The sequence below is a fragment of the Streptomyces sp. NPDC059649 genome (assembly GCF_042734445.1).
GTDB lineage: Bacteria > Actinomycetota > Actinomycetes > Streptomycetales > Streptomycetaceae > Streptomyces.
The window spans coordinates 277116-302110 of the sequence record NZ_JBHWDV010000003.1; the positions used below are offsets into that span (position 1 = coordinate 277116).

The 24995-nt window shown below is 69.2% G+C and carries 20 protein-coding genes and 1 pseudogene; 11 read left to right on the top strand and 10 right to left on the bottom strand.

Annotation, left to right across the window (positions count from 1 at the left end; all coding sequences use genetic code 11):
* Positions 1–8 precede the first annotated feature (8 nt).
* Positions 9–1268 (top strand): MFS transporter, encoded by a 1260-nt coding sequence (locus ACFV1J_RS07070; protein ID WP_385856223.1) that lies wholly within the window; start codon positions 9–11, stop codon positions 1266–1268.
* A gap of 110 nt (positions 1269–1378) precedes the next feature.
* Complete coding sequence (locus ACFV1J_RS07075) at positions 1379–1951, top strand: hypothetical protein (RefSeq protein ID WP_385856224.1); 573 nt, start codon at positions 1379–1381, stop codon at positions 1949–1951.
* Positions 1952–2165: 214 nt separating this feature from the next.
* On the opposite strand, the gene ACFV1J_RS07080 is transcribed toward ACFV1J_RS07075, so the two are convergent.
* Entirely contained in the window at positions 2166–3644 is a 1479-nt protein-coding gene (locus ACFV1J_RS07080; protein WP_385856225.1) for a CCA tRNA nucleotidyltransferase, read from the bottom strand.
* A gap of 263 nt (positions 3645–3907) precedes the next feature.
* Here ACFV1J_RS07080 and ACFV1J_RS07085 point away from each other — a divergent pair, with 263 nt between their 5' ends.
* From ACFV1J_RS07085 to trxA, 7 genes are all read left to right on the top strand, one after another.
* Complete coding sequence (locus ACFV1J_RS07085) at positions 3908–6160, top strand: DUF6049 family protein (protein WP_385856226.1); 2253 nt, start codon at positions 3908–3910, stop codon at positions 6158–6160.
* 46 nt (positions 6161–6206) lie between these two features.
* Positions 6207–8426 (top strand): murein biosynthesis integral membrane protein MurJ, encoded by a 2220-nt coding sequence (gene murJ / locus ACFV1J_RS07090; RefSeq protein ID WP_385856227.1) that lies wholly within the window; start codon positions 6207–6209, stop codon positions 8424–8426.
* A gap of 107 nt (positions 8427–8533) precedes the next feature.
* Positions 8534–10246 carry a serine/threonine protein kinase gene (locus ACFV1J_RS07095; protein ID WP_385856228.1) on the top strand — a complete coding sequence of 571 codons (1713 nt, stop codon included), beginning with the start codon at positions 8534–8536 and terminating at the stop codon, positions 10244–10246.
* Between the two features lie 125 nt (positions 10247–10371).
* Entirely contained in the window at positions 10372–11067 is a 696-nt protein-coding gene (gene sigM, locus ACFV1J_RS07100) for an RNA polymerase sigma factor SigM (protein ID WP_385856229.1), read from the top strand.
* Positions 11064–12038, top strand: coding sequence for an anti-sigma factor family protein (locus ACFV1J_RS07105; RefSeq protein ID WP_385856230.1), 975 nt, complete (start codon positions 11064–11066; stop codon positions 12036–12038). The genes sigM and ACFV1J_RS07105 overlap by 4 nt, the downstream gene beginning before the upstream one ends.
* Before the next feature lie 114 nt (positions 12039–12152).
* Entirely contained in the window at positions 12153–13127 is a 975-nt protein-coding gene (gene trxB, locus ACFV1J_RS07110) for a thioredoxin-disulfide reductase (RefSeq protein WP_385856231.1), read from the top strand.
* A 46-nt stretch (positions 13128–13173) separates the two neighbouring features.
* Positions 13174–13500, top strand: a complete 327-nt coding sequence (trxA, locus tag ACFV1J_RS07115; RefSeq protein ID WP_360942433.1) for a thioredoxin — start codon at positions 13174–13176, stop codon at positions 13498–13500.
* 109 nt (positions 13501–13609) lie between these two features.
* Here the strand turns inward: trxA and ACFV1J_RS07120 are convergent, their stop codons facing one another.
* The 9 genes and pseudogenes from ACFV1J_RS07120 to rpmH all read right to left on the bottom strand — a co-directional run bounded on the left by ACFV1J_RS07120 (position 13610) and on the right by rpmH (position 20508).
* Positions 13610–14227 carry a GNAT family N-acetyltransferase gene (locus ACFV1J_RS07120; RefSeq protein WP_385856232.1) on the bottom strand — a complete coding sequence of 206 codons (618 nt, stop codon included), beginning with the start codon at positions 14225–14227 and terminating at the stop codon, positions 13610–13612.
* 311 nt (positions 14228–14538) lie between these two features.
* Positions 14539–15651: a ParB/RepB/Spo0J family partition protein gene (locus ACFV1J_RS07125; protein ID WP_385856233.1), complete on the bottom strand. Its 1113-nt coding sequence runs from the start codon at positions 15649–15651 to the stop codon at positions 14539–14541.
* Positions 15648–16718 (bottom strand): AAA family ATPase, encoded by a 1071-nt coding sequence (locus tag ACFV1J_RS07130; protein ID WP_385856234.1) that lies wholly within the window; start codon positions 16716–16718, stop codon positions 15648–15650. The genes ACFV1J_RS07125 and ACFV1J_RS07130 overlap by 4 nt, the downstream gene beginning before the upstream one ends.
* A 303-nt stretch (positions 16719–17021) precedes the next feature.
* Complete coding sequence (rsmG, locus tag ACFV1J_RS07135) at positions 17022–17747, bottom strand: 16S rRNA (guanine(527)-N(7))-methyltransferase RsmG (protein WP_385856235.1); 726 nt, start codon at positions 17745–17747, stop codon at positions 17022–17024.
* A gap of 136 nt (positions 17748–17883) precedes the next feature.
* The gene (locus tag ACFV1J_RS07140; RefSeq protein WP_385856236.1) at positions 17884–18390 is read right to left on the bottom strand and encodes a protein jag; all 507 of its coding nucleotides are present in this window, start codon (positions 18388–18390) and stop codon (positions 17884–17886) included.
* Positions 18391–18404: 14 nt separating this feature from the next.
* Complete coding sequence (gene yidC, locus ACFV1J_RS07145; RefSeq protein WP_385856237.1) at positions 18405–19571, bottom strand: membrane protein insertase YidC; 1167 nt, start codon at positions 19569–19571, stop codon at positions 18405–18407.
* Between the two features lie 3 nt (positions 19572–19574).
* Entirely contained in the window at positions 19575–19892 is a 318-nt protein-coding gene (gene yidD / locus ACFV1J_RS07150; protein WP_385856238.1) for a membrane protein insertion efficiency factor YidD, read from the bottom strand.
* An 86-nt stretch (positions 19893–19978) separates the two neighbouring features.
* Positions 19979–20347 (bottom strand): annotated as a pseudogene (gene rnpA, locus ACFV1J_RS07155) (ribonuclease P protein component); the annotation flags it as partial.
* A gap of 23 nt (positions 20348–20370) precedes the next feature.
* Complete coding sequence (rpmH, locus tag ACFV1J_RS07160; protein WP_003949374.1) at positions 20371–20508, bottom strand: 50S ribosomal protein L34; 138 nt, start codon at positions 20506–20508, stop codon at positions 20371–20373.
* 381 nt (positions 20509–20889) lie between these two features.
* Here rpmH and dnaA point away from each other — a divergent pair, with 381 nt between their 5' ends.
* Positions 20890–22791, top strand: coding sequence for a chromosomal replication initiator protein DnaA (gene dnaA, locus ACFV1J_RS07165; RefSeq protein ID WP_385856239.1), 1902 nt, complete (start codon positions 20890–20892; stop codon positions 22789–22791).
* Between the two features lie 928 nt (positions 22792–23719).
* Positions 23720–24850: a DNA polymerase III subunit beta gene (gene dnaN / locus ACFV1J_RS07170; protein WP_385856240.1), complete on the top strand. Its 1131-nt coding sequence runs from the start codon at positions 23720–23722 to the stop codon at positions 24848–24850.
* Positions 24851–24995: the final 145 nt, after the last annotated feature.

Below are 24995 nucleotides of genomic sequence, written 5' to 3' on the forward strand. Positions count from 1 at the left end.
TGTGCCTCATGCATGCTGTGCGCGCGCTTCGCGTATTACTCCGGCTACGCGACTTCCGTTCGCTGCTCGCCGCACGGCTGCTCTCCCAAGCGGCCGACGGCGTGTACCAGGTCGCGCTCGCCACCTACGTCGTCTTCTCACCGGAGAAGCAGGCCTCGCCCGCGGCCATCGCCTCGGCCATGGCCATCCTGCTGCTCCCGTACTCGCTCCTCGGGCCGTTCACCGGTGTACTGCTCGACCGCTGGCGACGCCGTCAGGTCCTGCTGTACGGGAACCTGCTGCGATCGCTGCTCGCCATGGCCACCGCGGCGCTGATCGTGTCGAAGGTCCCCGACTGGCTCTTCTACGCCTCGGCCCTCTCGGTGACGGCGGTGAACCGCTTCGTGCTGGCCGGGCTCTCGGCCGCGCTGCCCCGCGTGGTCCACGGTGAAGAGCAACTCGTCATGGCCAACTCGCTCGCTCCGACGGCCGGGACGCTCGCCGCGACGGCCGGTGGCGGGCTGGCCTTCGCGGTCCGGCTGGCCGGCCCCGACGTGGATGCCTTCGTCGTGCTGCTCGCCGCAGCCTTCTACTTCCTCTCGGCCCTCACCGCCCTGCGCATGACGCCGCAGCTGCTCGGCCCCGACCCGACGCAGCTCCAACCCGGCCTGGGCGAGGCCCTGTTGGGCACCGTACGCGGCCTGGCGGCTGGCCTGCGCCATCTCGCCCAGCGGCGCGTGCCGGCCCGTGCCCTGGCCGCGATGACCCTGGTCCGCTTCTGCTACGGGGCGTTGACGGTCATGGTGCTGATGCTGTGCCGGTATTCCTGGTCGGACACCGAGTCAGAGGGCCTGGCGCTGCTCGGCATCGCCGTCGTGGTGTCGGGGGCGGGATTCTTCGCCGCCGCCGTCGTCACTCCCTGGGCGGTGGGACGGCTCACCGCGTTCGGCTGGATCGCCTGCTGTGCCCTCGGCGGTGCGGTGCTGGTGCCGGCGCTGGGCCTCTTCTTCACACCGGGTCCGATGCTGGCCGCCGCGTTCGTGCTCGGCCTCGGCACCCAGGGAACCAAGATTTCCACGGACACAGTCGTCCAGTCCTCGGTCGACGATGCCTACCGCGGGCGCATCTTCGCCCTGTACGACGTGCTCTTCAACGTCGCCTTCGTCGGCGCCGCCGCGGTCGCCGCCCTCATGCTGCCGCCGGACGGCAGATCGGCCGCGCTGCTCGGCGTGGTGACGGTCCTCTACGCGCTGGTCGCCGCGGCAATGGCCCGCTTTCGCCGCAGTTAGGCACCGCGCTCCCCGGCCTACCGGGATCCCGTCCCTGCGGCGGGGCCCGGGACCCGGTACCTTACGGGCGTCCCACCCAAGCCTGTACACAACAAAATCGGGGGAGTTCCATGACCATGCCGCCGCCGGGGCCGAATCCGTACGGCCAGGCGCCGTACGGGCAGCAGCCTTACGGCCAGAACCCGTATCCGCAGGCGCCTCCGGCTCCCCAGGCCCCGTACGGCCAGCCCCAGGGCGGATACGCCTATCCCCAGCAGCCGCAGGCGCCCTACGGCCAGGCCCAGCCGGGGTACCCGGCGCAGCCGCAGCAGCCCTACGCGCAGGCCGGCGCTCCCATACCGCCGCCCCGCCCGGCCAAGACCCGTTCCGCCAAGTCGATTCTGCGGGGCATCGGGATCGTCTTCGTTCTGATCGCCTTCGCGTTCTTCTGGTTCACCAGCCGGGACGACGCCAGCAACGCCGAGGCCGGCGACTGCGTGAAGAAGTCCAGCAGTTCACTCGACGACGGCCTCGCAGTGGTCGACTGCAGCAGCGGGGAGGCCCAGTACAAGGTGTCCAAGGTGCACGACGGCACCTCGGATCCGACCGTGTGCTCCGCCGGTGAGGACGCCTACGTCAAGACGGTGCACCGTCGTCGGCGGGCCGACACGGCCATGGTGCTTTGCCTGACGCCAACCAAGTAGCGCACTCCACGTCTCTCGAAGACGCATCTGGGGCGGTGTTTCACGTGAAACACCGCCCCAGTCGTCTGCGCTCTGCGCCCCTGTTTCACGTGAAACAGGGCAGCGGCCCATCGTCCACTCGTTTCACGTGAAACACCACACTGGCCGACCACCCACCCGTTTCACGTGAAACATCGCACCCGCCGAGGCTGGCCTCCCTGTTTCACGTGAAACATCAGCCCTGCTGTGTGGCCCACCAGTCCTTCAGCGCGGCAATCGCCGCCTCGCGCTCCATGGGCCCGTGCTCCAGCCGGAGCTCCAGCATCTGCTTGTACGCCTTGCCGACCTCGGGCCCCGGCCGCAGCCCCAGGATTTCCATGATGTCGTTGCCGTCCAGGTCCGGGCGGATCGCATCGAGCTCTTCCTGCTCCTGCAGCCGCGCGATGCGCTCCTCCAACCCGTCATACGCGCGGGACAGGGCACTGGCCTTGCGCTTGTTACGGGTCGTGCAGTCGGAACGCGTCAGCTTGTGCAGCCGCTCCAGCTGCGGGCCGGCGTCACGGACATAGCGGCGGACCGCCGAGTCGGTCCATTCGCCCATCCCGTAGCCGTGGAAGCGCAGATGCAGCTCCACCAGCCGCGAGACATCCTTGATCATGTCGTTGGAGTACTTCAGCGCGGCCATCCGCTTCTTGGTCATCTTCGCGCCCACCACCTCGTGGTGATGGAAGGAGACCCGGCCGTCCTTCTCGAAGCGGCGCGTCCGCGGCTTGCCGATGTCGTGCAGCAGGGCCGCCAGCCGCAGCACCAGATCGGGACCGTCCTCTTCGAGGTCGATCGCCTGCTCCAGCACCGTGAGCGAGTGCTCGTAGACATCCTTGTGACGGTGATGCTCGTCACTTTCCAGACGCAGCGCGGGAAGCTCGGGCAGGACCCGGTCCGCCAGCCCGGAGTCGACGAGCAGCCGCAGCCCCTTGATCGGGTGCGGCGCGACGATCAGCTTGTTCAGCTCGTCCCGGACCCGCTCGGCGGAGACGATGTCGATGCGGTCGGCCATCTCCTTCATCGCGGCGACGACGTCGGGCGCGACCTCGAAGTCCAGCTGGGCGGCGAACCGGGCCGCACGCATCATCCGCAGCGGATCGTCCGAGAACGAGTCCTCCGGTGCACCCGGGGTGCGCAGCACACGGGCGGCCAGGTCTTCCAGGCCGTTGTGCGGGTCGACGAACTCCTTCTGCGGCAGGAAGACCGCCATCGCGTTCACCGTGAAGTCCCGGCGGACCAGGTCGTCCTCGATGGAGTCGCCGTAGGACACCTCGGGCTTGCGGGACGTGCGGTCGTACGCCTCGGAGCGGTACGTCGTGACCTCGATGTCGAACGAGTCCTTCTTGCAGCCGACGGTGCCGAAGGCGATCCCGACCTCCCAGAGCGCGTCAGCCCACGGCCGGACGATCTTCAGGACGTCCTCGGGGCGCGCGTCGGTGGTGAAGTCCAGGTCGTTGCCGAGCCGGCCGAGCAGCGCATCCCGGACCGAGCCACCGACCAGGGCAAGTGTGAACCCGGCCTCATGGAATCGGCGGGCCAGGTCGTCCGCGACGGGGGACACCCGCAGCAGCTCGCTCACGGCGCGGCGCTGCACGTGGTTCAACGCATCCGTCGACTGCGGGGTCCGCTCGGCGTGCGGGACAGGGAGGTCATTGTTGGCGTTCGGCACAACAGAACAGGGTACGTGGCCGCGCCGTGCGAAGCGCCACGTAATAAAGGCGCACGTAATAAAGGGGACAGGCCGGTCAGGCGGCCGTCGGCTCCGCGATCATGTGGAGCAGTCCCCGGCACTCGTCCGCGGCAGGTCTCGTTACCATTCGTGGACGCACATTCCGACGACCACTGACGACACGAGGGACGGGCGAGCGCGTGGCCGAGGCGGCAGGGTTCCAGGGGACTGAACGGCCGCGTGGTCGATGGCTGCGCAGGACCGTGACACTCGTCACTGGAGTGCCCCTGCTCGTCGGACTGCTCCAGGGCCCGCACGCCCCGTCCGCCCAGGCCGCCCCGGCCGGGTCGCAGACGGTCGACGTGTCCATCGATGCCATGTCGCCGTCGGCCCCCGGCAAGGGCGACACGGTCACCGTCTCGGGCACCCTGACCAACGACAGCCGCACCACGATCACCGGCGCGCACGTCGGGATGCACCGCGGCGATGCGCTGGGCAACCGCAGTTCGATCGAGTCGGCCTCACGTCGCACCGGCTATCTGCCCGGCGTGGACGGCGAGGAGATCAAGGGCCACACGGAGAAGATCAACAAGCTGGAGGCCGGCGCCAGCCGCCCCTTCAGCCTCAGCGTCCCGGTCAAGGACCTCGAACTCGACGACAACGGCGTGTACCAGATCGGTGTCTCTGTGTCGGGGCACTCCCAGGCCTCACCGTACGACCAGGTCCTGGGGATGGACCGGACCTTCCTGCCCTGGCAGTCCGCCGACGCCGACAAGAAGACGCAGCTCACCTACATGTGGCCGCTGATCTCTTCGACGCGCCTCACGGCCGAGACCGACGCCGACGCCCAGCAGACTCCGGTCTTCCGCAATGACGATCTCGCCGCCGAGCTCGCCCCCGGCGGCCGGCTGCAGCAGATGGTCGCGCTCGGCAAGAACCTCCCGGTGACCTTCGTCATCGACCCCGACCTGCTCGCGACCGTCGACGCGATGACCAAGTCGTACCGGGTGAACGGCCCGGACGGGCCCATGGGGAAGAACCAGGCGGTCGCCAAACAGTGGCTGCACGAGCTCGAAGAGGCGGTCAAGTCGCACCAGGTGGTCGCGCTGCCCTTCGCCGACCCCGACCTGGCCTCGCTCGCGCACCACGGCAAGGGCGTGCCGAGCGCGCTCAGCCACCTCGGACCGGCCACCGACCTCGCCGACAAGACCGTGGACACGATCCTCGGCGTGAAGCCGCGCACGGACTTCGCCTGGCCCGTCGACGGCGCCATCGACCGCTCGATCGTCGATGTCGCGACCTCGGCCGGCGCGCACAACGTGATCACCCGCAGCGACAGCCTCCGGGACGCCGGCCGGCTGTCCTACACCCCGACGGCGGCCCGGCCCATCGGCGGCGGCAACACCGCCATCGTGGCGGACGCGCAGCTCTCCCGGGCCTTCGAGGGCGACATGTCGCAGGCGTCGAAGGCGACGCACGCGGTCCAGGAATTCCTCGCCCAGACCCAGATGATCGGCCTGCAGGACCCGGAGCGGCAGCGCAGCGTCGTCGTCGCACCGCAGCGGATGCCAACCGCCAGCCAGGCGCACGCCATGGCCACCGCCCTGCGCGAGCTGGACGAGTCCGGCCGCTGGACCCAGGCGCAGAACCTCGGCGCCGCGGCCAAGGCCAAGCCCGACCCCGCGGCCACCCGCCAGGTGCCGAGCGGCGCCTCCTACCCGTCCTCACTGCGTCGGCAGGAGCTGCCCACCGAGGCGTTCCGGCAGATCCAGAGCACCCAGGCGACGCTGGAGGACTTCCAGCCGATCCTGGCCCAGCCGGAGCGGGTGGTGACCCCGTTCGGCAACGCGATGATGCGGGAGATGTCGACGCAGTGGCGCGACGACCACTCCGGCGCCGCCCGCTTCCGTCACTCCGTGCGCAACTATCTCAACGACCTGACCACGAAGGTGCACCTGATCCAGAAGTCGGAGGCCACGCTGTCCGGGCGCAGCGCCACGATTCCGGTGACGGTCCAGAACAACCTCTTCCAGGGCGTCAAGGACATGACGCTGCGGCTCACGTCCTCCCAGCCCAACCGGCTCGACGCGGGCAAGTCGCAGCAGATCTCGGTGGACGGCGGGCACAGCCAGTCGTTCAAGTTCGACACCACCGCCAACGCCAACGGCCGGGCCTGGGTGACCGCCCAGCTCTACACCTCGGACGGAAAGCCCTACGGTGAGCCCATGACGTTCCAGGTGAACGTCACGGAGATCACCGCGACGGTGATGCTCGTCATCGCGGGCGGCGTGCTGCTGCTCGTGCTCGCCGGCGTACGGATCTACCTCCAGCGCAAGCGGGCGGGCAACCGGACCGAGGACGACGGCCCCGAGGACGGCTCCGAAGGCGCGTCGGGCACGGACGGCAACGACGGCGGCACGGACGGAGACGAGCCCGAGCAGCCGAGTGACCCCGCGCCGGACACCGGTTCGGAAAAGTCCGAGCCATCCGGCTCAGGTGAGAAAGTGGACCGTTGATAGATGGCGGGGCCGGATGGCCGGCGACTGATGAGGTGGGGCAGCGATGAATGCGCCGTACGACGGTGACCGGGGCCGGGGCGCCGATGGCGACCCCATGGGGCCGGTCCCTCCGACGCCCCCGTTCCCCGCGGACCAGGACCCCTACGTCCGGGACGCCTACCGCAACGACCCGCACCGCGCCCAGGACCCGATGGCGCAGGACCCGGTGAGCGACGCACGCTACGACCGCGCCGCGCACCCGCCGCCGCACCCGGGCCAGCCCAACCAGCCGCTCTACCCGCAGGCCGCGCCCGGGCGGCAGGCCCCTGACCCGCAGGCGTGGGCCGCGCCCCGGACGCCCGCGCCGCACCGTCCGGACCGGACCGCTCCGTACGGTGACGACGCCGCGACGACGCAGTTCATGGGTGTCGATCCCCTGGTCGGCCAGGCCGGGGAGGAGCGTCCGGAGCCCGACGCCTTCGCGCACCTCTACCGGGATCAGCATCCCTACGACCCCCAGCGCCCCGCCCCGGCCGGTCCGTCCGCCGGGGCGCCGATGACCGGGGCGGCGCCCGGACCGGAGTCCGTTCCGCAGCAGACCGCGCCGGAGCCGGAGCCCGCTCCCGTGCCGGCGGCCGGCAAGCCCTCCGGCGGCCGGGCCTCCGGTCTGCTCAAGTCCAGCGCGGTGATGGCCGCCGGCACGATGGTGTCCCGCCTTACGGGCTTCGTCCGCTCGGCGCTGATCGTCGCGGCGCTGGGCGGTGCGGTGCTCGGTGACTCCTGGCAGGTCGCCTATCAGCTCCCGACGATGATCTTCATCCTGACCATCGGCGGCGGTCTGAACTCCGTCTTCGTGCCGCAGCTGGTGCGCGCCATGAAGGAGGACGACGACGGCGGCGAGGCCTACGCCAACCGGCTGCTGACCCTGGTCATCGTGGTGCTCGGGGTGCTGACGGTGCTGGCGGTGGTCGCGGCGCCCCTCCTGGTGAAACTGGTCTCGTTCGACATCTCCCGCGACCCGGCGGCCAACGAGGTCGCCGTGGCGTTCACCCGTTACTGCGTCCCCACGATCTTCTTCATGGGTCTGCACGTGGTCATGGGGCAGGTCCTCAACGCCCGCGGCCGCTTCGGCGCGATGATGTGGACCCCGGTCCTCAACAACATCGTCATGATCGCCACCTTCGGCCTCTTCATCGGGGTCTACGGCACGGCGAAGACCTCGCACATCGGCGTCACCACCATCCCGGACGAGGGCATCCGCCTGCTGGGCATCGGCACCCTCCTCGGGCTCGTCGTCCAGGCGCTGGCGATGATCCCGTACCTGCGCGACGCCGACTTCAAGCTCCGTCTGCGGTTCGACTGGCGCGGCCACGGCCTGGGCAAGGCCGCCAAGCTCGCCAAGTGGACCGTGCTCTTCGTCCTCGCCAACCAGGCCGGCGTCCTGGTCGTCACCCAGCTCTCCACCTGGGCCGGCAACACCGCCGACCAGCAGGGACACCCGGGCACCGGCTTCATCTCCTACGCCAGCGCCCAGCTGATCTGGAACATGCCGCAGGCGATCATCACCGTTTCCGTCATGGCGGCGCTGCTGCCGCGGCTGGCCCGCTCCGCGCACGACGGCGACACCGGCGCGGTCCGGGACGACATGTCGCAGGGTCTGCGGACCTCCGCCGTCGCCATCGTCCCGATCGCGTTCGGCTTCCTGTCCCTCGGCGTCCCGCTGTGCACCCTGGTCTACGGATCGTCCGGCGCCGGCGTCCCCATGGGCTACATGCTGATGGCGTTCGGCGTGGGCCTGATCCCGTTCTCGGTGCAGTACGTCGTCCTGCGCGCCTTCTACGCGTACGAGGACACCCGCACCCCCTTCTACAACACGGTGATCGTCGCCGCCGTCAACGCCGCCGCCTCCGGGCTCTGCTTCCTGGTCCTGCCCGCCCGCTGGGCCGTGGTGGGCATGGCGGCCTCGTACGGCCTGGCGTACATCATCGGCGTCGGGGTGGCCTGGCGGCGACTGAGCAGGCGCATGGACGGTGACCTCGACACGGCGCACATCGTCCGGACCTACGCGCGGCTGGCCGGCGCCAGCATCCCGGCCACGCTCGTCTCCGGGGCCCTGGTGTACGCGATCATGCAGATGTTGGGCAGCGGCTTCTTCGGCTCCCTGGCCGCTCTGATCGCCGGCGCCGCCGCCCTTTTGGCCGTGTTCTACGTGGCCGCACGCAAAATGCGCATCGAGGAAATGAACGCCCTGGTCGGCATGGTCCGGTCAAAGCTTGGGCGTTGATTGAGCACAACCATCGACTGCCACCGTGTGTCGTGCATAGTGGCGGACTGTGGGCACAATTGTCTTGGCTCATTGAGCCTGCAACGGATGGGGAGGCAGGAACGACGGTGGCGGAACGGAGCACGGCTGCCGTCGACGTGGCCGACACGAGCGGCGAAGAGCCGCTGACCGCCAAGGCGGGCAAGGCCACGGACGACGGTGCTAAGGCCGAGAAGGTATCCGGCAGGGACAACGACGCCGCACGCACCGACGAGACGCGTGCGGCGGACGAGGCCCAGCCACCGGATCTGCACAGCGGCCACAAGCTCGCCAGACGCTACCGCCTCGAAGAGTGCGTCACCCGTCTGGACGGATTCAGCAGCTGGCGTGCGGTCGACGAAAAGCTGCGCCGCGCCGTCGGCGTACATATCCTGCCCGCCGACCATCCGCGGGCCCGGCCGGTGCTCTCCGCCGCCCGTTCCTCGGCGCTGCTCGGCGACCCCCGGTTCGTTCAGGTCCTGGACGCCGTCGAGGAGAACGACCTCGTCTACGTCGTCCATGAGTGGCTTCCGGACGCCACCGAGCTGACCACCCTCCTCGCCAACGGCCCCCTGGAGCCGCACGACGCCTACCAGCTGGTCAGCCAGGTCTCCCAGGCCATGGCCGCCGCACACCGCGAAGGCCTGGCCCACCTGCGGATCACCCCCAGCTCGGTGCTGCGGACGGAGTCCGGGCAGTACCGCATCCGCGGCCTGGCCGTCATGGCCGCACTCCGCGGCATCAGCTGCGAGCACCCGCAGCGCACGGACACCGAGGCCATCGGCGCACTGCTGTACGCCGCGCTCACTCAGCGCTGGCCGTACGAGAACGACGCACACGGCCTGACCGGGCTGCCGAAGGGCGTCGGACTGATCGCACCCGACCAGGTCCGCGCCGGCGTCCACCGCGGGCTCTCCGAGCTCGCCATGCGCGCACTGATCAATGACGGCGCCACGGCCTCCCGCCAGGAGCAGCCGTGCACCACCCCGGAGGAGCTGTCCAAGGCGGTCGCGGCGATGCCCCGCATCCGGCCGCCGGAGACCGCGTTCACCACGCCCCCGCCGTACCAGCGCACGGGCTACCAGCAGGGCAGCTACCGGCAGACGGCGTCCCGTAACACCCAGGCCGGTCGGCCGACCCAGGCGATCGCCACACCGCCGCCCCCGCTCCAGAGCCGCACCGGCCGGGCCCTGAAGTGGTCCGTCTCCGCGCTGCTCATCGCGGCGCTGGGTCTGGGCAGCTGGCAGCTCGCGGACACCCTGCTCAAGCGCGAGAAGGACCAGGACGATCCGGGGAACTCGCAGTCGCAGGACGGCACCAAGAAGAAGAAGCCGTCGGTTCCGCTGACGATCCAAAGTGCCACGGAGTTCTCTCCGCTGGTATCGGCGTTCTCCGGCGACCAGGCTTCGAACGCGACGGACGACAACCCCTCGACGGCGTGGGTGACCAAGCGCTTCAAGGGGTGGGCGAACTTCGGGAACCTGCCGGCCCGTAAGGACGGCAGCGGCATCGTCATAGACCTCGGAAGCGCCAAGGACGTCTCCGGCGTAGAGGTCAGCATGTACCGTCCGGGCCAGACCGCTGAGGTTCTAGCGGCGGCGCCGTCCGCGTCGAACCCGTCGGCACTCAGTGACTTCTCGCAGCGGCTCTCCAAGCCGACGAAGGCCGGTGAAAAGCTGACGGTGAAGCTGGAGAAGGCCGTCAAGACACGCTACGTGCTGGTACACATCACCGAGCTGCCGAGCGACGGCGTCTCGGACTGGTTCCGCGGTGGGATCTCCGAGATCAAGGTGACGGGCTGAACTGAGGCGGGTGAGCGGCTGAAACGAGCCGCTCGCCCGCTGATCAACGCCCCTCGGCACATTTACTTTCCCCACCCGGCGGGCTTCAATGGGACCGAGATCAGGCAGCTACGGCCGGGGGGCCCGTGTCCACCGACAGCGACGAGGCTTCGACACCAACCGACGCCGATCTCCTTGCCCTGCATGTGAAGGGTGACCCCGATGCGTTCGGGGAGATCGTCCGGCGCCATCGCGACCGGCTCTGGGCGGTGGCGCTGCGCACTCTCGGTGATCGCGAGGAAGCCGCGGACGCCGTACAGGACGCCCTGGTGTCCGCCTACCGCGCGGCCCACACCTTCCGCGGGCAATCCGCAGTGACGACCTGGCTGCACCGCATCACGGTCAATGCCTGCCTGGACCGGGCCCGCAAGACTGCCTCCCGGCGCACCGCGCCGGTTGCCGAGACCGAGCGGCTGGAGCAGCTCCTCGAACCCGAGGAGTCCGCCGCGATCCCCGCCGAACGCCAGGATCTGCACCGTGAGCTGCTCCGCGCCCTGCGCACCCTCCCCGAGGAGCAGCGCGCCGTCCTGGTTCTCGTCGATATGCAGGGCTACCCCGTCGCCGAGGCAGCCGCGATCCTCGACATCCCGACCGGAACGGTGAAGAGCCGCTGTGCACGCGGCCGTGCCCGCCTCCTCCCCTTGGTCACCCATCTGCGGGCTGACGACGGGGGTAGCAACCCGGCGAGCGGGGGAAGGAACCGGGCGCAGGGGACATCCGTCCCACCGACGGCAGGATCGAAGGACACAGGTGCCGTGAAGGGCGGAGGTGGGCGAGCGTGACGTCGACGACCGGCACGGGTGAGCACCCGGAGGTATCCGAGATCTCCGACCTCACGGACGGGCTGCTCTCCCCCTCCCGCAGCGCGGATCTGCGCGCGCACCTCGCCGGCTGCGCGCTGTGCGAGGACGTCTACGCCTCCCTGGAGGAGATCCGGGGGATGCTCGGCAGGCTCCCCGGCCCGACGCGCATGCCGACGGATGTCGCCGAGCGTATCGATGCCGCTCTCGCTGCCGAGGCACTTCTCAACGCCACAGTTCCTAGCTCGGCGCCGCATGTTTCACGTGAAACAGCGACCCGTGAAACGGCGGCTCGGGCCACAGCAGCCCGTGAAACGATCGCCCGCCCTGCTTCTGTTTCACGTGAAACCGAGCCTGAGGCACCCGCCCGCGCCACACCGAACACCCGCCCTGCCGGGCGTCCCACTGGTTCCTCCGGTCCGGGTCGCCGGAACCGCAGCGGCCGGGCCTCCCGGGCACGGCGCTGGCCCCGTGTGCTGCTCGGCACCGCAGCGGCCGCGGCGGTCTTCAGCGTCGGCGGACTACTCCTCCAGAACGCCGCCATGGACGGGACGCAGGCCGGCCCCAGCCGACCCACGGCGACCACCGAGAAGGGGCCGGGCGGTGCGGGCGGCCTGACCGCCGCCAGCCTCGGCTCCCACGTCCATGCCCTGCTGGCGACGAAGGGCTCGCACAAATCGCCGGACATCGGTGCCCGCAGCTCGCCCGAGACCCCGCTGCGGGGCAGTGCCGACACCATTCCGTCCTGCGTCCGCCAGGGCATCGGCCGTCCGGAAGCCCCGCTCGCGTCCAGCCACACCCACTACCAGGGCAAGGACGCCTTCCTGGTCGTCCTGCCGGACCCGGCGGACGTGAAGCGTGTCTCGGCGTATGTCGTCTCGTCCTCCTGTGTCTCCGCCACGCCACCGGCCCCCGGAAGGGTTCTGCTGTCGCACTCGTACCCGCGAGACTGAACGACGAGTAGTGCGCTGTGACACTCCGGGAATGCACGCCCCGTAGGATCCGTTGGGTGGGGTGAGAGTTCCGAGAGCCCCAGCAAGCAGTCGGCAGAGACAAGGAAGACACCCGTGAGCGACGTCCGCAACGTGATCATCATCGGCTCCGGGCCCGCGGGCTACACCGCAGCGCTCTACACCGCCCGCGCGTCCCTGAAGCCGCTGGTCTTCGAAGGTGCCGTCACCGCCGGAGGCGCGCTGATGAACACCACCGACGTGGAGAACTTCCCCGGTTTCCGCGACAGCATCATGGGGCCGGACCTCATGGACAACATGCGCGCCCAGGCCGAGCGTTTCGGCGCCGAGCTGGTGCCCGACGACATCGTCTCGGTCGACCTCAGCGAGGACATCAAGACGGTCACCGACACCGCCGGCAATGTGCACCGGGCCAAGACGGTCATCGTCAGCACCGGCTCGCAGCACCGCAAGCTCGGTCTGCCCCGTGAGGACGAGCTCTCCGGTCGTGGCGTGTCCTGGTGCGCCACCTGCGACGGGTTCTTCTTCAAGGACCAGGACATCGCCGTCATCGGTGGCGGCGACACCGCCATGGAGGAGGCCACCTTCCTCTCGCGGTTCGCCAAGTCCGTCACGGTCGTCCACCGCCGCGACACCCTGCGGGCCAGCAAGGCGATGCAGGAGCGCGCCTTCGCGGACCCGAAGATCAAGTTCGTCTGGGACAGTGAGGTCGCCGAGATCCACGGCGAGAACAAGCTCTCCGGTCTGACGCTGCGCAACGTCAAGAGCGGTGAGACCTCGGAGCTCCCCGTCACCGGTCTCTTCATCGCGATCGGCCACGACCCGCGCACCGAGCTCTTCAAGGGCCAGCTGAACCTCGACGACGAGGGCTACCTCAAGGTCGATGCGCCCAGCACCCGTACCAACCTGACGGGCGTCTTCGCGGCCGGCGACGTGGTCGACCACACCTACCGCCAGGCGATCACGGCGGCCGGCACGGGCTGCTCCGCCGCCCTCGACGCCGAGCGGTACCTCGCTGCGCTGGCGGACGGGGAGTCGACCCCCGAGCCCGAGAAGACCCCTGCCGCCTGACCCGCGGCTCCAGCTTTCCCACCACCCACCCAGTAAGGAGATTGCCATGGCCGGCGCCACGGTGACCGTCACGGACGCCAACTTCGAAGAGGTCGTCCTCAAGAGCGACAAGCCCGTCCTCGTGGATTTCTGGGCCACCTGGTGCGGTCCGTGCCGCCAGGTCGCCCCCTCCCTGGAGGCCATTGCCGCTGAGCACGACGAGATCGTCATCGCGAAGCTGAACACCGACGAGAACCCGGCGACCACCGCCAAGTACGGCGTCATGTCGATCCCGACGATGAACGTCTACAAGGACGGCGAGGTCGTGAAGACCATCGTTGGCGCCAAGCCGAAGGCCGCGATCGAGCGCGACCTGGCGGACTTCCTCGCCTGAGTCAGCTCATCGTCTGTTTCACGTGAAACGGGCCCGTTCCTCATCGAGGGGCGGGCCCGTTCTCTGTTTCACGTGAAACAGCGCTCGGTTTCACATGAAACAGCGTGCGCTACAGCGGCCGCAGGGCGGGCTCCTTCTGGACGGCGCCCAGCAGACGGTCGAGCGCCATCTCCACGTCTTCCTTCCACGAGATCGTGGTCCTCAGCTCAAGGCGCAGCCGCGGAAAGCGGGGATGGGGCCGTACGGTCTTGAAGCCCACCGCGAGGAGATGGTTGGCGGGCAGCACACAGGCCGGCTCGGTCCAGTGGGCATCACCGAACGCCTCGATCGCCTTGAACCCTCGCTGGGTGAGGTCCTTGGCGACCGTCTGGACCATGACCCGCCCCAGCCCCTGGCCCTGGTACCCGGGCGTCAGCCATGCGGTGAGCAACTGCACCGCGTCCGGCGAGACCGGGCTGGTCGGGAAGGCGGTCGAACGCGGCACATAGGCCGGGGGGGCGTACATCACGAACCCCACCGGCACCTCATCGACATAGACAACACGCCCGCAGGATCCCCACTCCAGCAGAACCGCCGAGATCCAGGCTTCCTTCTCCAGCTCGGGACGTCCCGCCTTTACCGCGGCCTCGCCGCTGACGGGGTCGAGCTCCCAGAAGACACAGGAGCGGCAGCGCTTGGGGAGATCCGGAAGGTTGTCCAGCGTGAGCGGTACGAGCCGACGGCCCATGGAACCAGGTCCTCACTTCTCTCGCCTACCGCACCACCACGCAGCGCCGTCAGCACGGCCTGCTCCCTGAGCAGACCTCCAACGAAACCTCCGACGGCTGCCAGGCCGAAGCCCGCTGCCAGCAGTCCGGTGCGGCTCACCGATTGCATGGCCCTCTCCTCGATGTGAGGCGTCTCCACGTGGATGCGTGCCATACCCGAAGGCATCGTATCCACGCTTTACGGGCACGGGTAGCGCACAAAAGCAAAGGGCGGACCGTGTTCCGGTATGGAGTCCGGAACACGGCCCGCCCGGGAGCCGTAGGTGTCAGCTCACTGTTCTTCGCCGGTCTTCTCATCGTTCTCCTCGGCCAGCGACTGGCCCAGGACGGGACCCTCGCCCGGGGCGAGGGTGCCGAGGATGCGCTCCAGATCGTCCATCGAGGCGAACTCGACGACGATCTTTCCCTTCTTCTGCCCCAGGTCGACCTTCACCCGGGTTTCGAAGCGGTCGGAGAGCCGGGAGGCGAGTCCGGTGAGCGCGGGGGAGACCCGCGCGCCCGCACGGGGCCCCTTCGCCTTGGTCGGGCTCTCGGGGGTCGACCCCATGAGCGTCACGATCTCCTCGACCGAACGCACCGACAGCCCCTCGGCGACGATGCGGCGCGCGAGGCGGTCCTGCTCCTCCGAGTCCTCCACGGAGAGCAGCGCCCGGGCATGACCCGCCGAGAGCACCCCCGCGGCCAGCCGCTTCTGCACGGACGGGGAGAGCTTCAGCAGGCGCAGCGTGTTCGAGACCTGCGGACGCGAGCGCCCGATCCGGTCGGCCAGCTCGTCATGCGTGCACTGGAAGTCCTTGAGCAGCTGGTCATAGGCGGCCGCCTCTTCCAGCGGGTTGAGCTGGGCCCGGTGCAGGTTCTCCAGCAGCGCGTCGAGGAGGAGCTTCTCGTCCTCCGTCGCCCGCACGATCGCCGGAATCCTCTCCAGCCCCGCCTCACGGCAGGCCCGCCAGCGGCGCTCCCCCATGATGAGCTCGTACCGGCCGGGTCCGGTCTGACGGACCACCACCGGCTGGAGCAGGCCCACCTCCTTGATGGAGGTAACCAGTTCGGCAAGGGCGTCCTCGTCGAAGACCTCTCTCGGCTGGCGCGGATTCGGGGTAATGGCATCGAGCGGCACCTCGGCGAAGTGCGCACCCGCCACTTCCGATACGCCGTCCGCCGACGGCTCCGCCGCTGCCGGCGCCTCCGTTTCACGTGAAACACCGTGCGTCGGCAGCGAGGTCACCTTGGCGGCGGCCACCCCTCGCTCCGGCGCCAGGACCGGTACGGCCGCGGGTGATGTCGCTCCCTGCCCCACCGCGGGCCCGGCATGGTCCGTGCTCTGCGGTGCCGCGGGGATCAGCGCCCCGAGCCCACGGCCCAGGCCTCTACGTCGTTCGCTCACTGAGTCCCCTCCGAGATGCTGTGCTGTCCTTCATAGGTGACGCTGAGGCCCTGACCCCCGGGCTGCGGGGCCCCACGCAACGCGATCTCTCGGGCCGCTTCCAGATACGAAAGCGAACCACTGGATCCGGGGTCATAGGTGAGCACTGTCTGCCCATAGCTGGGTGCCTCGGAGATGCGTACGGAGCGGGGGATGCTGGTACGGAGCACCTCGTGGCCGAAGTGGTTACGGACCTCATCGGCGACCTGGGAGGCCAGCCGGGTACGTCCGTCGTACATGGTCAGCAGAATCGTCGAGACATGGAGCTGCGGGTTGAGATGCCCCCGCACCAGGTCGACGTTCCGCAGCAGCTGTCCCAGCCCCTCCAGCGCGTAGTACTCGCACTGAATCGGAATCAGCACCTCGGCCCCCGCGACCAGCGCATTGACCGTCAGCAGGCCGAGCGAGGGCGGGCAGTCGATGAAGATGTAGTCCAGCGGCTGCTCATACGCCTTGATGGCCCGGTCCAGCCGGCTCTCCCGGGCCACCAGCGAGACCAGCTCGATCTCGGCGCCGGCCAGATCGATCGTGGCGGGCGCACAGAACAGCCCCTCCACATCGACCACCGGCTGCACCACATCGGAGAGCGGCTTGCTGTCCACCAGCACGTCATAGATGGACGGCACTTCGGCGTGATGGTCGATCCCCAGGGCCGTCGACGCATTGCCCTGGGGGTCGAGGTCGATGACCAGAACCCGTGCCCCGTGCAAGGCCAGGGAAGCCGCCAGGTTCACGGTGGTCGTGGTCTTACCGACCCCACCCTTCTGGTTGGCAACGACCATGACCCGGGTGTGTTCGGGCCGGGGAAGCCCCTCGCCCGCGCGGCCGAGTGCCTCCACCGCCAGCTGAGCTGCACGACCGATCGGGGTGTCGTCCATCGGGGGCGGCGTTTCACGTGAAACGTCGTCCCCGAACGACTCGCTACGGGGACCGGGGACCGGATCGGTCATCGGTCCCGCGATGTTGGCGTCGGACCGCAAGGATTCACTCTCCTCGACATCAGGCTCGCAATGGTCAGAGCCTGCCATGCTTTCGGCGTCGTGAACCAGTGAGGTCCGTTCTCCTGTGGACAAACCCACGTCTGTGGATACTTCCGTTACCCGTGTGGGTCTACGGTCGCGCGGCGCGGCAGCCGCACGACCACGGCTGATGATCCCTTGCAGCAGAGAGCGACGTTTCACGTGAAACACGATGCCAGCGTCGCGACCGAATAAGCCGCGACACTCCGTCTTGTGCCGTTTTGATGGGTTTATGGAATTACCGCGTCCCCTATTTCGCGGAACGGCTTTCCCTCTTCCCCATGCCGGTCTCCACGGCTCCGGCGTGAGGCCTCAGCGCCGGCGCCCCCTCGTCGGACGGCTGGCCCGCGCCGCCTTCGCCCGCTTCGCAGCGAAACGCACACCGCCGGGGCTCTCGCCCACCTCGACCCGCACCACCGTCGTCGGCGGATCCACAATGCCCTCGCCGACCTGCACCACCGAGGTGTCGACCACACCGAGCTTGCTCAGCGCGGCCCGGGCGCCCTTGAGCTCCTCCTCCGCGGCATCGCCCTTGAGCGCCAGCATCGCGCCGTACGGACGCAGCAGCGGAACGCCCCAGCCGGCCAGCCGGTCCAGCGGCGCCACCGCACGCGCGGTCACCACATGCACCTGCGGAAGCTTGCCCATGACCTCTTCGGCCCGCCCCCGCACGACCGTCACATGGTCCAGGCCGAGCAACTCGACGACTTCCTGAAGGAAATTCGTCCGCCGCAGCAACGGCTCCAGCAGCGTGATCTTCAGATCCGGCCGCACCAGAGCCAGCGGGATGCCGGGCAGCCCGGCCCCCGAGCCCACGTCACAGACCGAAACACCCTCGGGCACGACCTCGGAGAGCACCGCGCAGTTCAGCAGATGCCGCTCCCACAGCCGCGGTACCTCGCGCGGCCCGATCAGCCCACGCGTCACCCCCGCGTCGGCGAGCAGTTCGCCGTACCGCACGGCCTCCGGAAAGCGCTCACCGAATACCTCCTGTGCCACCTTCGGCGCAGGAGGGAGCTCCGCTGCTGCCTCCGTCACGGGAACCGCCCTTCCTCTGGACTGCTTTTCCTGCCGGGAACCTGGGTCACGCACCCGGAATAACACAGAACGCTGACAACTTTTGGCCCCGCCTGCGAGCAGACGGGGCCAAAGAAAAAACGGAAGCGCTGAACGGTCAGGCCGGGAGGACAACCACTCGGCGCTGCGGCTCCTCGCCCTCGGACTCACTGCGCAGGCCGGCCGCCGCCACCGCGTCATGCACGACCTTGCGCTCGAACGGCGACATCGGGTCGAGCTTCACGGGCTGACCGGTACCACGGGCCTCCTCGGCCGCCTTCGCACCGATCGCCGTGAGCTGCTCACGCTTACGCGCCCGGTAGCCGGCGATGTCCAGCATCAGCCGGCTGCGGTCACCGGTCTCCCGGTGCACGGCCAGCCGGGTCAGTTCCTGCAGCGCCTCCAGCACCTCACCGTCGCGGCCCACCAGCTTCTGCAGGTCACGGCTGGTCGACTCGCTGATGATCGACACCGCGGCGCGATCGGCCTCGACATCCATGTCGATGTCACCGTCGAGGTCGGCGATGTCCAGCAGACCCTCGAGGTAGTCGGCCGCGATCTCGCCTTCCTGCTCCAGACGGGACAGGGTGTCGGTGCCCTCGGCGGCAGGGGTCGTGTCCGTCACGAAAGGACTCCTTCTTACTTCTTCGACGGGTGCTTGGGGCGCTGCTGGCCCTTGCGCTGACCGGACTTCGCGGAGCGGGACCCGGAGGCCGAGCCGCTCTGCGCGGTGCCGTCCTGCGCGGCCTTCTTCTCCAGCGACTGCTTCTTCGCTCCGCCCTGGCCGGAGCCCGCCGAGCCGTTCTCCGTGTCGGACGACGCCGAGCCGGCCCGCGTACGGTTCTGCGTCCGGCCCTGGGGACCGGCGGCCGGCGCACCGGTCTGCCGCTTGGCCTTCGTCTGGCGCTTGGGCTGCTGACGGTTCTGGCGCGCCTCCTCGACGGCCTTCTTCGCCGCGACCTCGGTCGGGCTCTCGACCAGCTTGCCCCTGGCCCGCAGCCGCTCCTGGCGCTCGGCGAACGCCTTGCTGCCCGGGGTCGGGTTACGACGGATGACGAACATCTGCTGGCCCATGGTCCACACGTTGGTGGTCAGCCAGTAGACGAGGACACCGACGGGGAAGTTGATGCCGAAGACGGCGAACATGATCGGGAAGACGTACATCAGCATCTTCTGCTGCTGCATGAACGGCGTCTTCACCGTGAGGTCGACGTTCTTGGTCATCAGCTGGCGCTGGGTGTAGAACTGCGACGCCGACATCAGGATGATCATGATGACGGTGACCACGCGGACGTTGGTGACCGAGGCGCCGAGGCTCTCGATCTTGGCCGCGCTGTCCATGAACTTCGCCGCGAGCGGGGCACCGAAGATGTGCGCCTTCTGCGCGCTCTCCAGCAGCGACTGGTCGATGAAGCCGACCGTCTTGTTGTTCGCGATGTGGCTGAGGACCTGGTACAGCGAGATGAAGAACGGCGACTGGGCCAGGATCGGGAGACAGCTCGAGAGCGGGTTGGTGCCCGTCTCCTTGTAGAGCTTCATCATCTCTTCGGACTGGCGCTGCTTGTCGCTCTTGTAGCGCTCCTGGATCGCCTTCATCTTCGGCTGGAGCGCCTGCATGTTCCGCGTCGACTTGATCTGCTTCACGAAGAGCGGGATCAGGCAGATACGGATCAGCACCACCAGCGAGACGATGGACAGACCCCACGCCGCCCCACTGTTCGGGTCAAAGATCAGGCCGTAGAACGAGTGGAACTGGACGATGATCCAGGAAACGGCGTAATAGAGAGGATTCAGGATCGTGTCCACGAATCAGGCTCCTTGGGCGTTGGGCTGAGGTTCGGGCTGGGCGACAGGCTCAGGGACGGTGGGCCCGCCCAGGCGGCTCCTCAGCCGCTGATGCCAAACCGGACGCTTCCGGGGAGGGACGTGGTCGACGCCCCCGAGCGACCACGGGTTGCAGCGCAGAATGCGCCAGGCTGTCAGCGCAGTCCCTTTTACCGCGCCGTGCCGGTCGATGGCCGTATAGCCGTAGTGCGAGCACGACGGGTAGTACTTGCAGACCGGCCCCAGCAGGGGGCTGATGGTCCACTGATAGATCTTGATCAAAAGCAGCAGCGGGTACTTCACTGTGCGCTCCCTCCCGGGCCCCGGCCGGGGTTCCGGGGGTCCGCGGCACAACCGCTGCCGGTCGCGGCCCCCGCGGGGTTGGAGCCTCTCGGCGACCCTCCCAGCAACCGCTCCAGGGCGGCGTCCAGGTCGCGGGCCAGCTCGTCGTGGTCCGCGGTGCCCGCGCCGGGCAGGGCCCGTACGACAACCAGGCTACCGGCGGGAAGCCGGTCCAGCCGGTCACGCAGGAGGTGGCGAAGCCGTCGCTTGACCTTGTTGCGGACGACCGCGATGCCAACGGCCTTGCTCACGACGAAACCCGCACGCGCCGGGGGAACACATTCCCCCGCTGCGTGCGGGTCCGTTGCACCGCTACGACAATGCACGACAAGGAGCGGGCGCCCGGCCCTGCGTCCCCGGCGTACCGCGGTCGCGAAGTCCTCGCGCCGCCTCAGCCGATTTTCGGTAGGCAGCACGTCATGGACCTAGATCGGGCTGCTCAGGCCGACAGGCGGGCGCGACCCTTGCCACGGCGGGACGCGAGGATCGCGCGGCCGGCGCGGGTCCGCATGCGCAGACGGAAGCCGTGGGTCTTCGCGCGGCGGCGGTTGTTCGGCTGGAAGGTGCGCTTGCTCACTCGGGGGCTCCAGGAATGCTTGTTGTCTCAAGGTGAGACAGATGTGGGGCGTCGTTGGCTGTCACCGTGCGCCCACGAGTAGCTCGCCTCGCAACGCCTAAGTGCACCGCTACACGATCACCAGAGCGCGATCTTTGCCCATCGGAGGCAGGCGGCAGCAGCCATCGACAACTCGACCTGGTCACGGTACGCGCGGCTACGCCATCCGGTCAAACCGGCTCCTCGGGAGCCCGCGCGGTCCGTCGTCAGGACACACTATGCACAGCCTGTGGACAACAACTTGAATCCCCAGGCCCGCCCTGACTACCGTGGCTGAACTCCGATTCCTTCCCGCCCGTCCTGAGAATCACACATTCGTGGGACTGTGAGAGAGCGTGCCCTGTGGCTGATGTACCTGCCGATCTTGCCGCAGTGTGGCCGCGCGTGCTCGACCATCTCCTTCGAGCGGAGGCCGACGGCCTCAAGCCGAAGGACCAGGACTGGCTCAAGCGCACCCAGCCGCTGGCGCTGGTGGCCGACACCGCGCTGCTCGCCGTGCCCAATGAATTCGCCAAGGGCGTGCTCGAAGGCCGGCTGGCCCCGCTGATCGGGGAGGCCCTCAGTCATGAGTGCGGCCGCCCGATCCGGATCGCGATCACCGTCGACGACTCCTCGGACGAGCCGCCGGCGCCGTCCGCACCCGCGCAGCACCAGTCGCACCAGCACCAGTCGTCCCAGCAGCAGCAGCCGCATCACCAGCAGCATCCGGCGCCGCAGCAGCACGAGGCGTACGACTACGAGCCCCGGCACGACGCCCGGCAGGGATACGGGCACCAGGGCGACGACCTGCCCGGCGTCCGCCCCGCCTACCCGGACTACCAGCAACCGCGGCACGAACCCGGCGCCTGGCCGCACGTGGCCCCCGGCGGCCCCGGCCCGCGCGACGACTACGGCTGGCAGCAGCAGCACCTCGGCGGCTTCCCCGAGCGCGAGACGTCCGCGGAGCAGTGGCGCGAGCCGTACCCGTCGGCGCCCCACGTACCGCAGCACCAGCAGGCGCAGCCCGACTACCGCGGCCAGGACCGCGGCCGCCCCCCGCAGCACTCCGACGGCGCGCGCTCCCCGTACGACGCGCAGCGCCGCGATCTGCCCGAGCACCAGCCCGGTGGCCCCAACGGCCGCTCCGGCCCCGGTGCCGCGCTTCCGGCGCCCAGCGGCGCCCCGGGCCCGCTCGCCGCGCAGCCCGCGCCGGCCACCGGCCCGGGTGAGCCGACCGCCCGGCTGAACCCCAAGTACCTCTTCGACACCTTCGTCATCGGTGCCTCCAACCGCTTCGCGCACGCCGCCGCGGTCGCCGTCGCCGAGGCCCCGGCCAAGGCGTACAACCCGCTGTTCATCTACGGGGAGTCGGGGCTCGGCAAGACCCACCTGCTGCACGCCATCGGGCACTACGCGCGCAGCCTCTACCCCGGCACCCGTGTGCGGTACGTGAGCTCGGAGGAGTTCACCAACGAGTTCATCAACTCCATCCGCGACGGCAAGGCGGACGCGTTCCGCAAGCGCTACCGCGATATGGACATCCTGTTGGTCGACGACATCCAGTTCCTGGCGAGCAAGGAGTCGACGCAGGAGGAGTTCTTCCACACCTTCAACACGCTGCACAACGCCAACAAGCAGATCGTGCTCTCCAGTGACCGGCCGCCCAAGCAGCTGGTCACCCTGGAGGACCGGCTGCGCAACCGCTTCGAGTGGGGCCTGATCACCGACGTCCAGCCGCCCGAGCTGGAGACGCGGATCGCGATCCTCCGCAAGAAGGCGGTGCAGGAGCAGCTGAACGCCCCGCCGGAGGTGCTGGAGTTCATCGCGTCCCGGATCTCGCGCAACATCCGCGAGCTGGAGGGCGCCCTGATCCGGGTCACCGCGTTCGCCTCGCTCAACCGGCAGCCGGTGGACCTGGGGCTCACCGAGATCGTGCTGAAGGATCTGATCCCCGGCGGTGAGGACGCCGCTCCGGAGATCACCGCCACCGCGATCATGGCCTCGACGGCCGACTACTTCGGCCTGACCATCGACGACCTCTGCGGCTCGTCCCGCAGCCGGGTGCTGGTCACCGCCCGGCAGATCGCCATGTACCTGTGCCGCGAGCTCACGGACCTGTCGCTGCCGAAGATCGGTGCGCAGTTCGGCGGCCGGGACCACACGACCGTGATGCACGCCGACCGAAAGATCCGTGCGTTGATGGCCGAGCGGCGGTCGATCTACAACCAGGTCACCGAGCTGACCAACCGCATCAAGAACGGCTGAGACCGCTCAAGGACGGCGGAGAGCGACGGCCGACGTGCCGCCGCACCGCCTCGGCACCGACCGCGCCCAGGGCGCCCGGGACCCGTTCCCGGGCGCCCTTCGCCGTGCCGGGGCCGCCCGGCGAGCTCGTACGGGACGCTGTGCCGCCGTCCCGAAGCTGTGGAGCGCCGCTGGCGGTGTTCGATTCCGTGGCTGGTCACGGCCTCTCTCCACAGATTGGGCAAGAATCTTCCGTCCACACCCTGGGGAGAGGAAAGTTATCCCTGTGGGATCCACAGCCGGGGCCTCCGAGGGAAGATCGGAGGAGGTCAGCCGGGTGTGGATTTGTGGCCAAGCGCTCTCCACAGGCTGTGGACAGAGATTCCGTCCACAGGCCGGTGGATCTCTTGTCCACCGCCCGCCCACAGGTGAGCCGCCGTTGTCCCCAGCAATCCCCAGCTTCTCCACACCCCTGTCCACTGTTCGGCAACACAACACCCCGCCTCACCGGGCCGAGTGAAAGCCGTCACATCAAGGTGATGGGTTGGGCTGTGGGGAACGTGGGTAAAGCTGGGGATGGCACTGGGGAGAACTACCCGCGCCCTGTGCATCGGGTGTGCAGAACTTTCCGCGGTCCACAGCACGGGCCGCTTATCCACGGCCCCCGCCCACAGCCCCGGTGGACAAAAAACCGGCGTTGACCTGCCCAGACGCAGTTGTCCACGGTTTCCACAGGCCCTACTACTACGACCACGGATATCTACCGGGGAACTCGTTCGGAAACGGGGCCTGTGCACAACTCGGCGGCCCGGCGTCCGACGTCGCCCGAGTCGACTTGACCCCGAGCCGCACCGACTGTCGGTGGCGTGCGTCAGACTGGTCTCCGGCGACTGAGCCGACGACGAAGGCCAGCAGGGCGTAAGCCAGCAACAGCAGGAGGCGGTTTCCGGTGAAGATCCGGGTGGAGCGCGATGTACTCGCGGAGGCAGTGGCCTGGGCGGCCAAGAGCCTCCCGGCCCGTCCGCCGGTGCCCGTCCTCGCGGGCCTGCTGCTGAAGGCCGAGGACGGCGCACTGAGCCTGTCCGGCTTCGACTACGAGGTCTCCGCGCGCGTCTCGGTGGACGCCGAGGTCGAGGAGGAGGGCACCGTCCTCGTCTCCGGCCGGCTGCTCGCCGACATCTGCCGCGCCCTCCCCAACCGCCCGGTGGAGATTTCCACCGACGGTGTACGGGTGACCGTGGTCTGCGGCTCCTCGCGGTTCACCCTCCACACCCTCCCTGTGGAGGAGTACCCGTCCCTGCCGGCCATGCCCACCGCCACCGGCACGGTCCCCGCCGAGGTCTTCGCCGCGGCCGCCGCCCAGGTGGCCATCGCGGCCGGCCGTGACGACACCCTCCCGGTGCTCACCGGCGTCCGCATCGAGATCGAGGGCGACACCGTCACCCTGGCCTCCACCGACCGCTACCGCTTCGCGGTCCGCGAGTTCCTGTGGAAGCCGGAGAGCCCGGACGCCTCCGCGGTCGCGCTGGTCCCGGCCAAGACGCTGCTGGACACCGCCAAGTCCCTGAGCAGCGGCGACACGGTCACGCTCGCGCTGTCCGGCTCCGGCCAGGGCGAGGGCCTGATCGGTTTCGAGGGTGCCGGGCGGCGGACGACGACCCGTCTGCTGGAGGGCGACCTCCCGAAGTACCGCACGCTCTTCCCGACCGAGTTCAATTCGGTCGCGGTGATCGAGACCGCTCCGTTCGTCGAGGCCGTGAAGCGCGTGGCGCTGGTCGCCGAGCGCAACACCCCGGTCCGGCTGAGCTTCGAGCAGGGCGTGCTGATCCTGGAGGCCGGCTCCAGCGACGATGCACAGGCTGTGGAGAGGGTCGACGCCGATCTGGACGGCGACGACATCTCGATCGCGTTCAACCCGGGCTTCCTGCTGGAGGGCCTGTCGGCGATCGACTCCCCCGTGGCGCAGCTGTCGTTCACGACGTCCACGAAGCCGGCGCTGCTGAGCGGCCGCCCCGCCAAGGACGCCGAGGCGGACGAGGCCTACAAGTACCTGATCATGCCGGTCCGGCTGTCGGGCTGACGCTGGGAGCGCGAGGGGCGGCTCTCGCACGGGCGCAGTATGCCGGTGCGGCCCTCGGGCTGACGGGCGGAAGTGCGCCCGCGGCGGGCCCTTGCGGCGACCGGCTGAAGGGCCCTGATGAGCGGCTGAGCCCACAGGTGTGCGC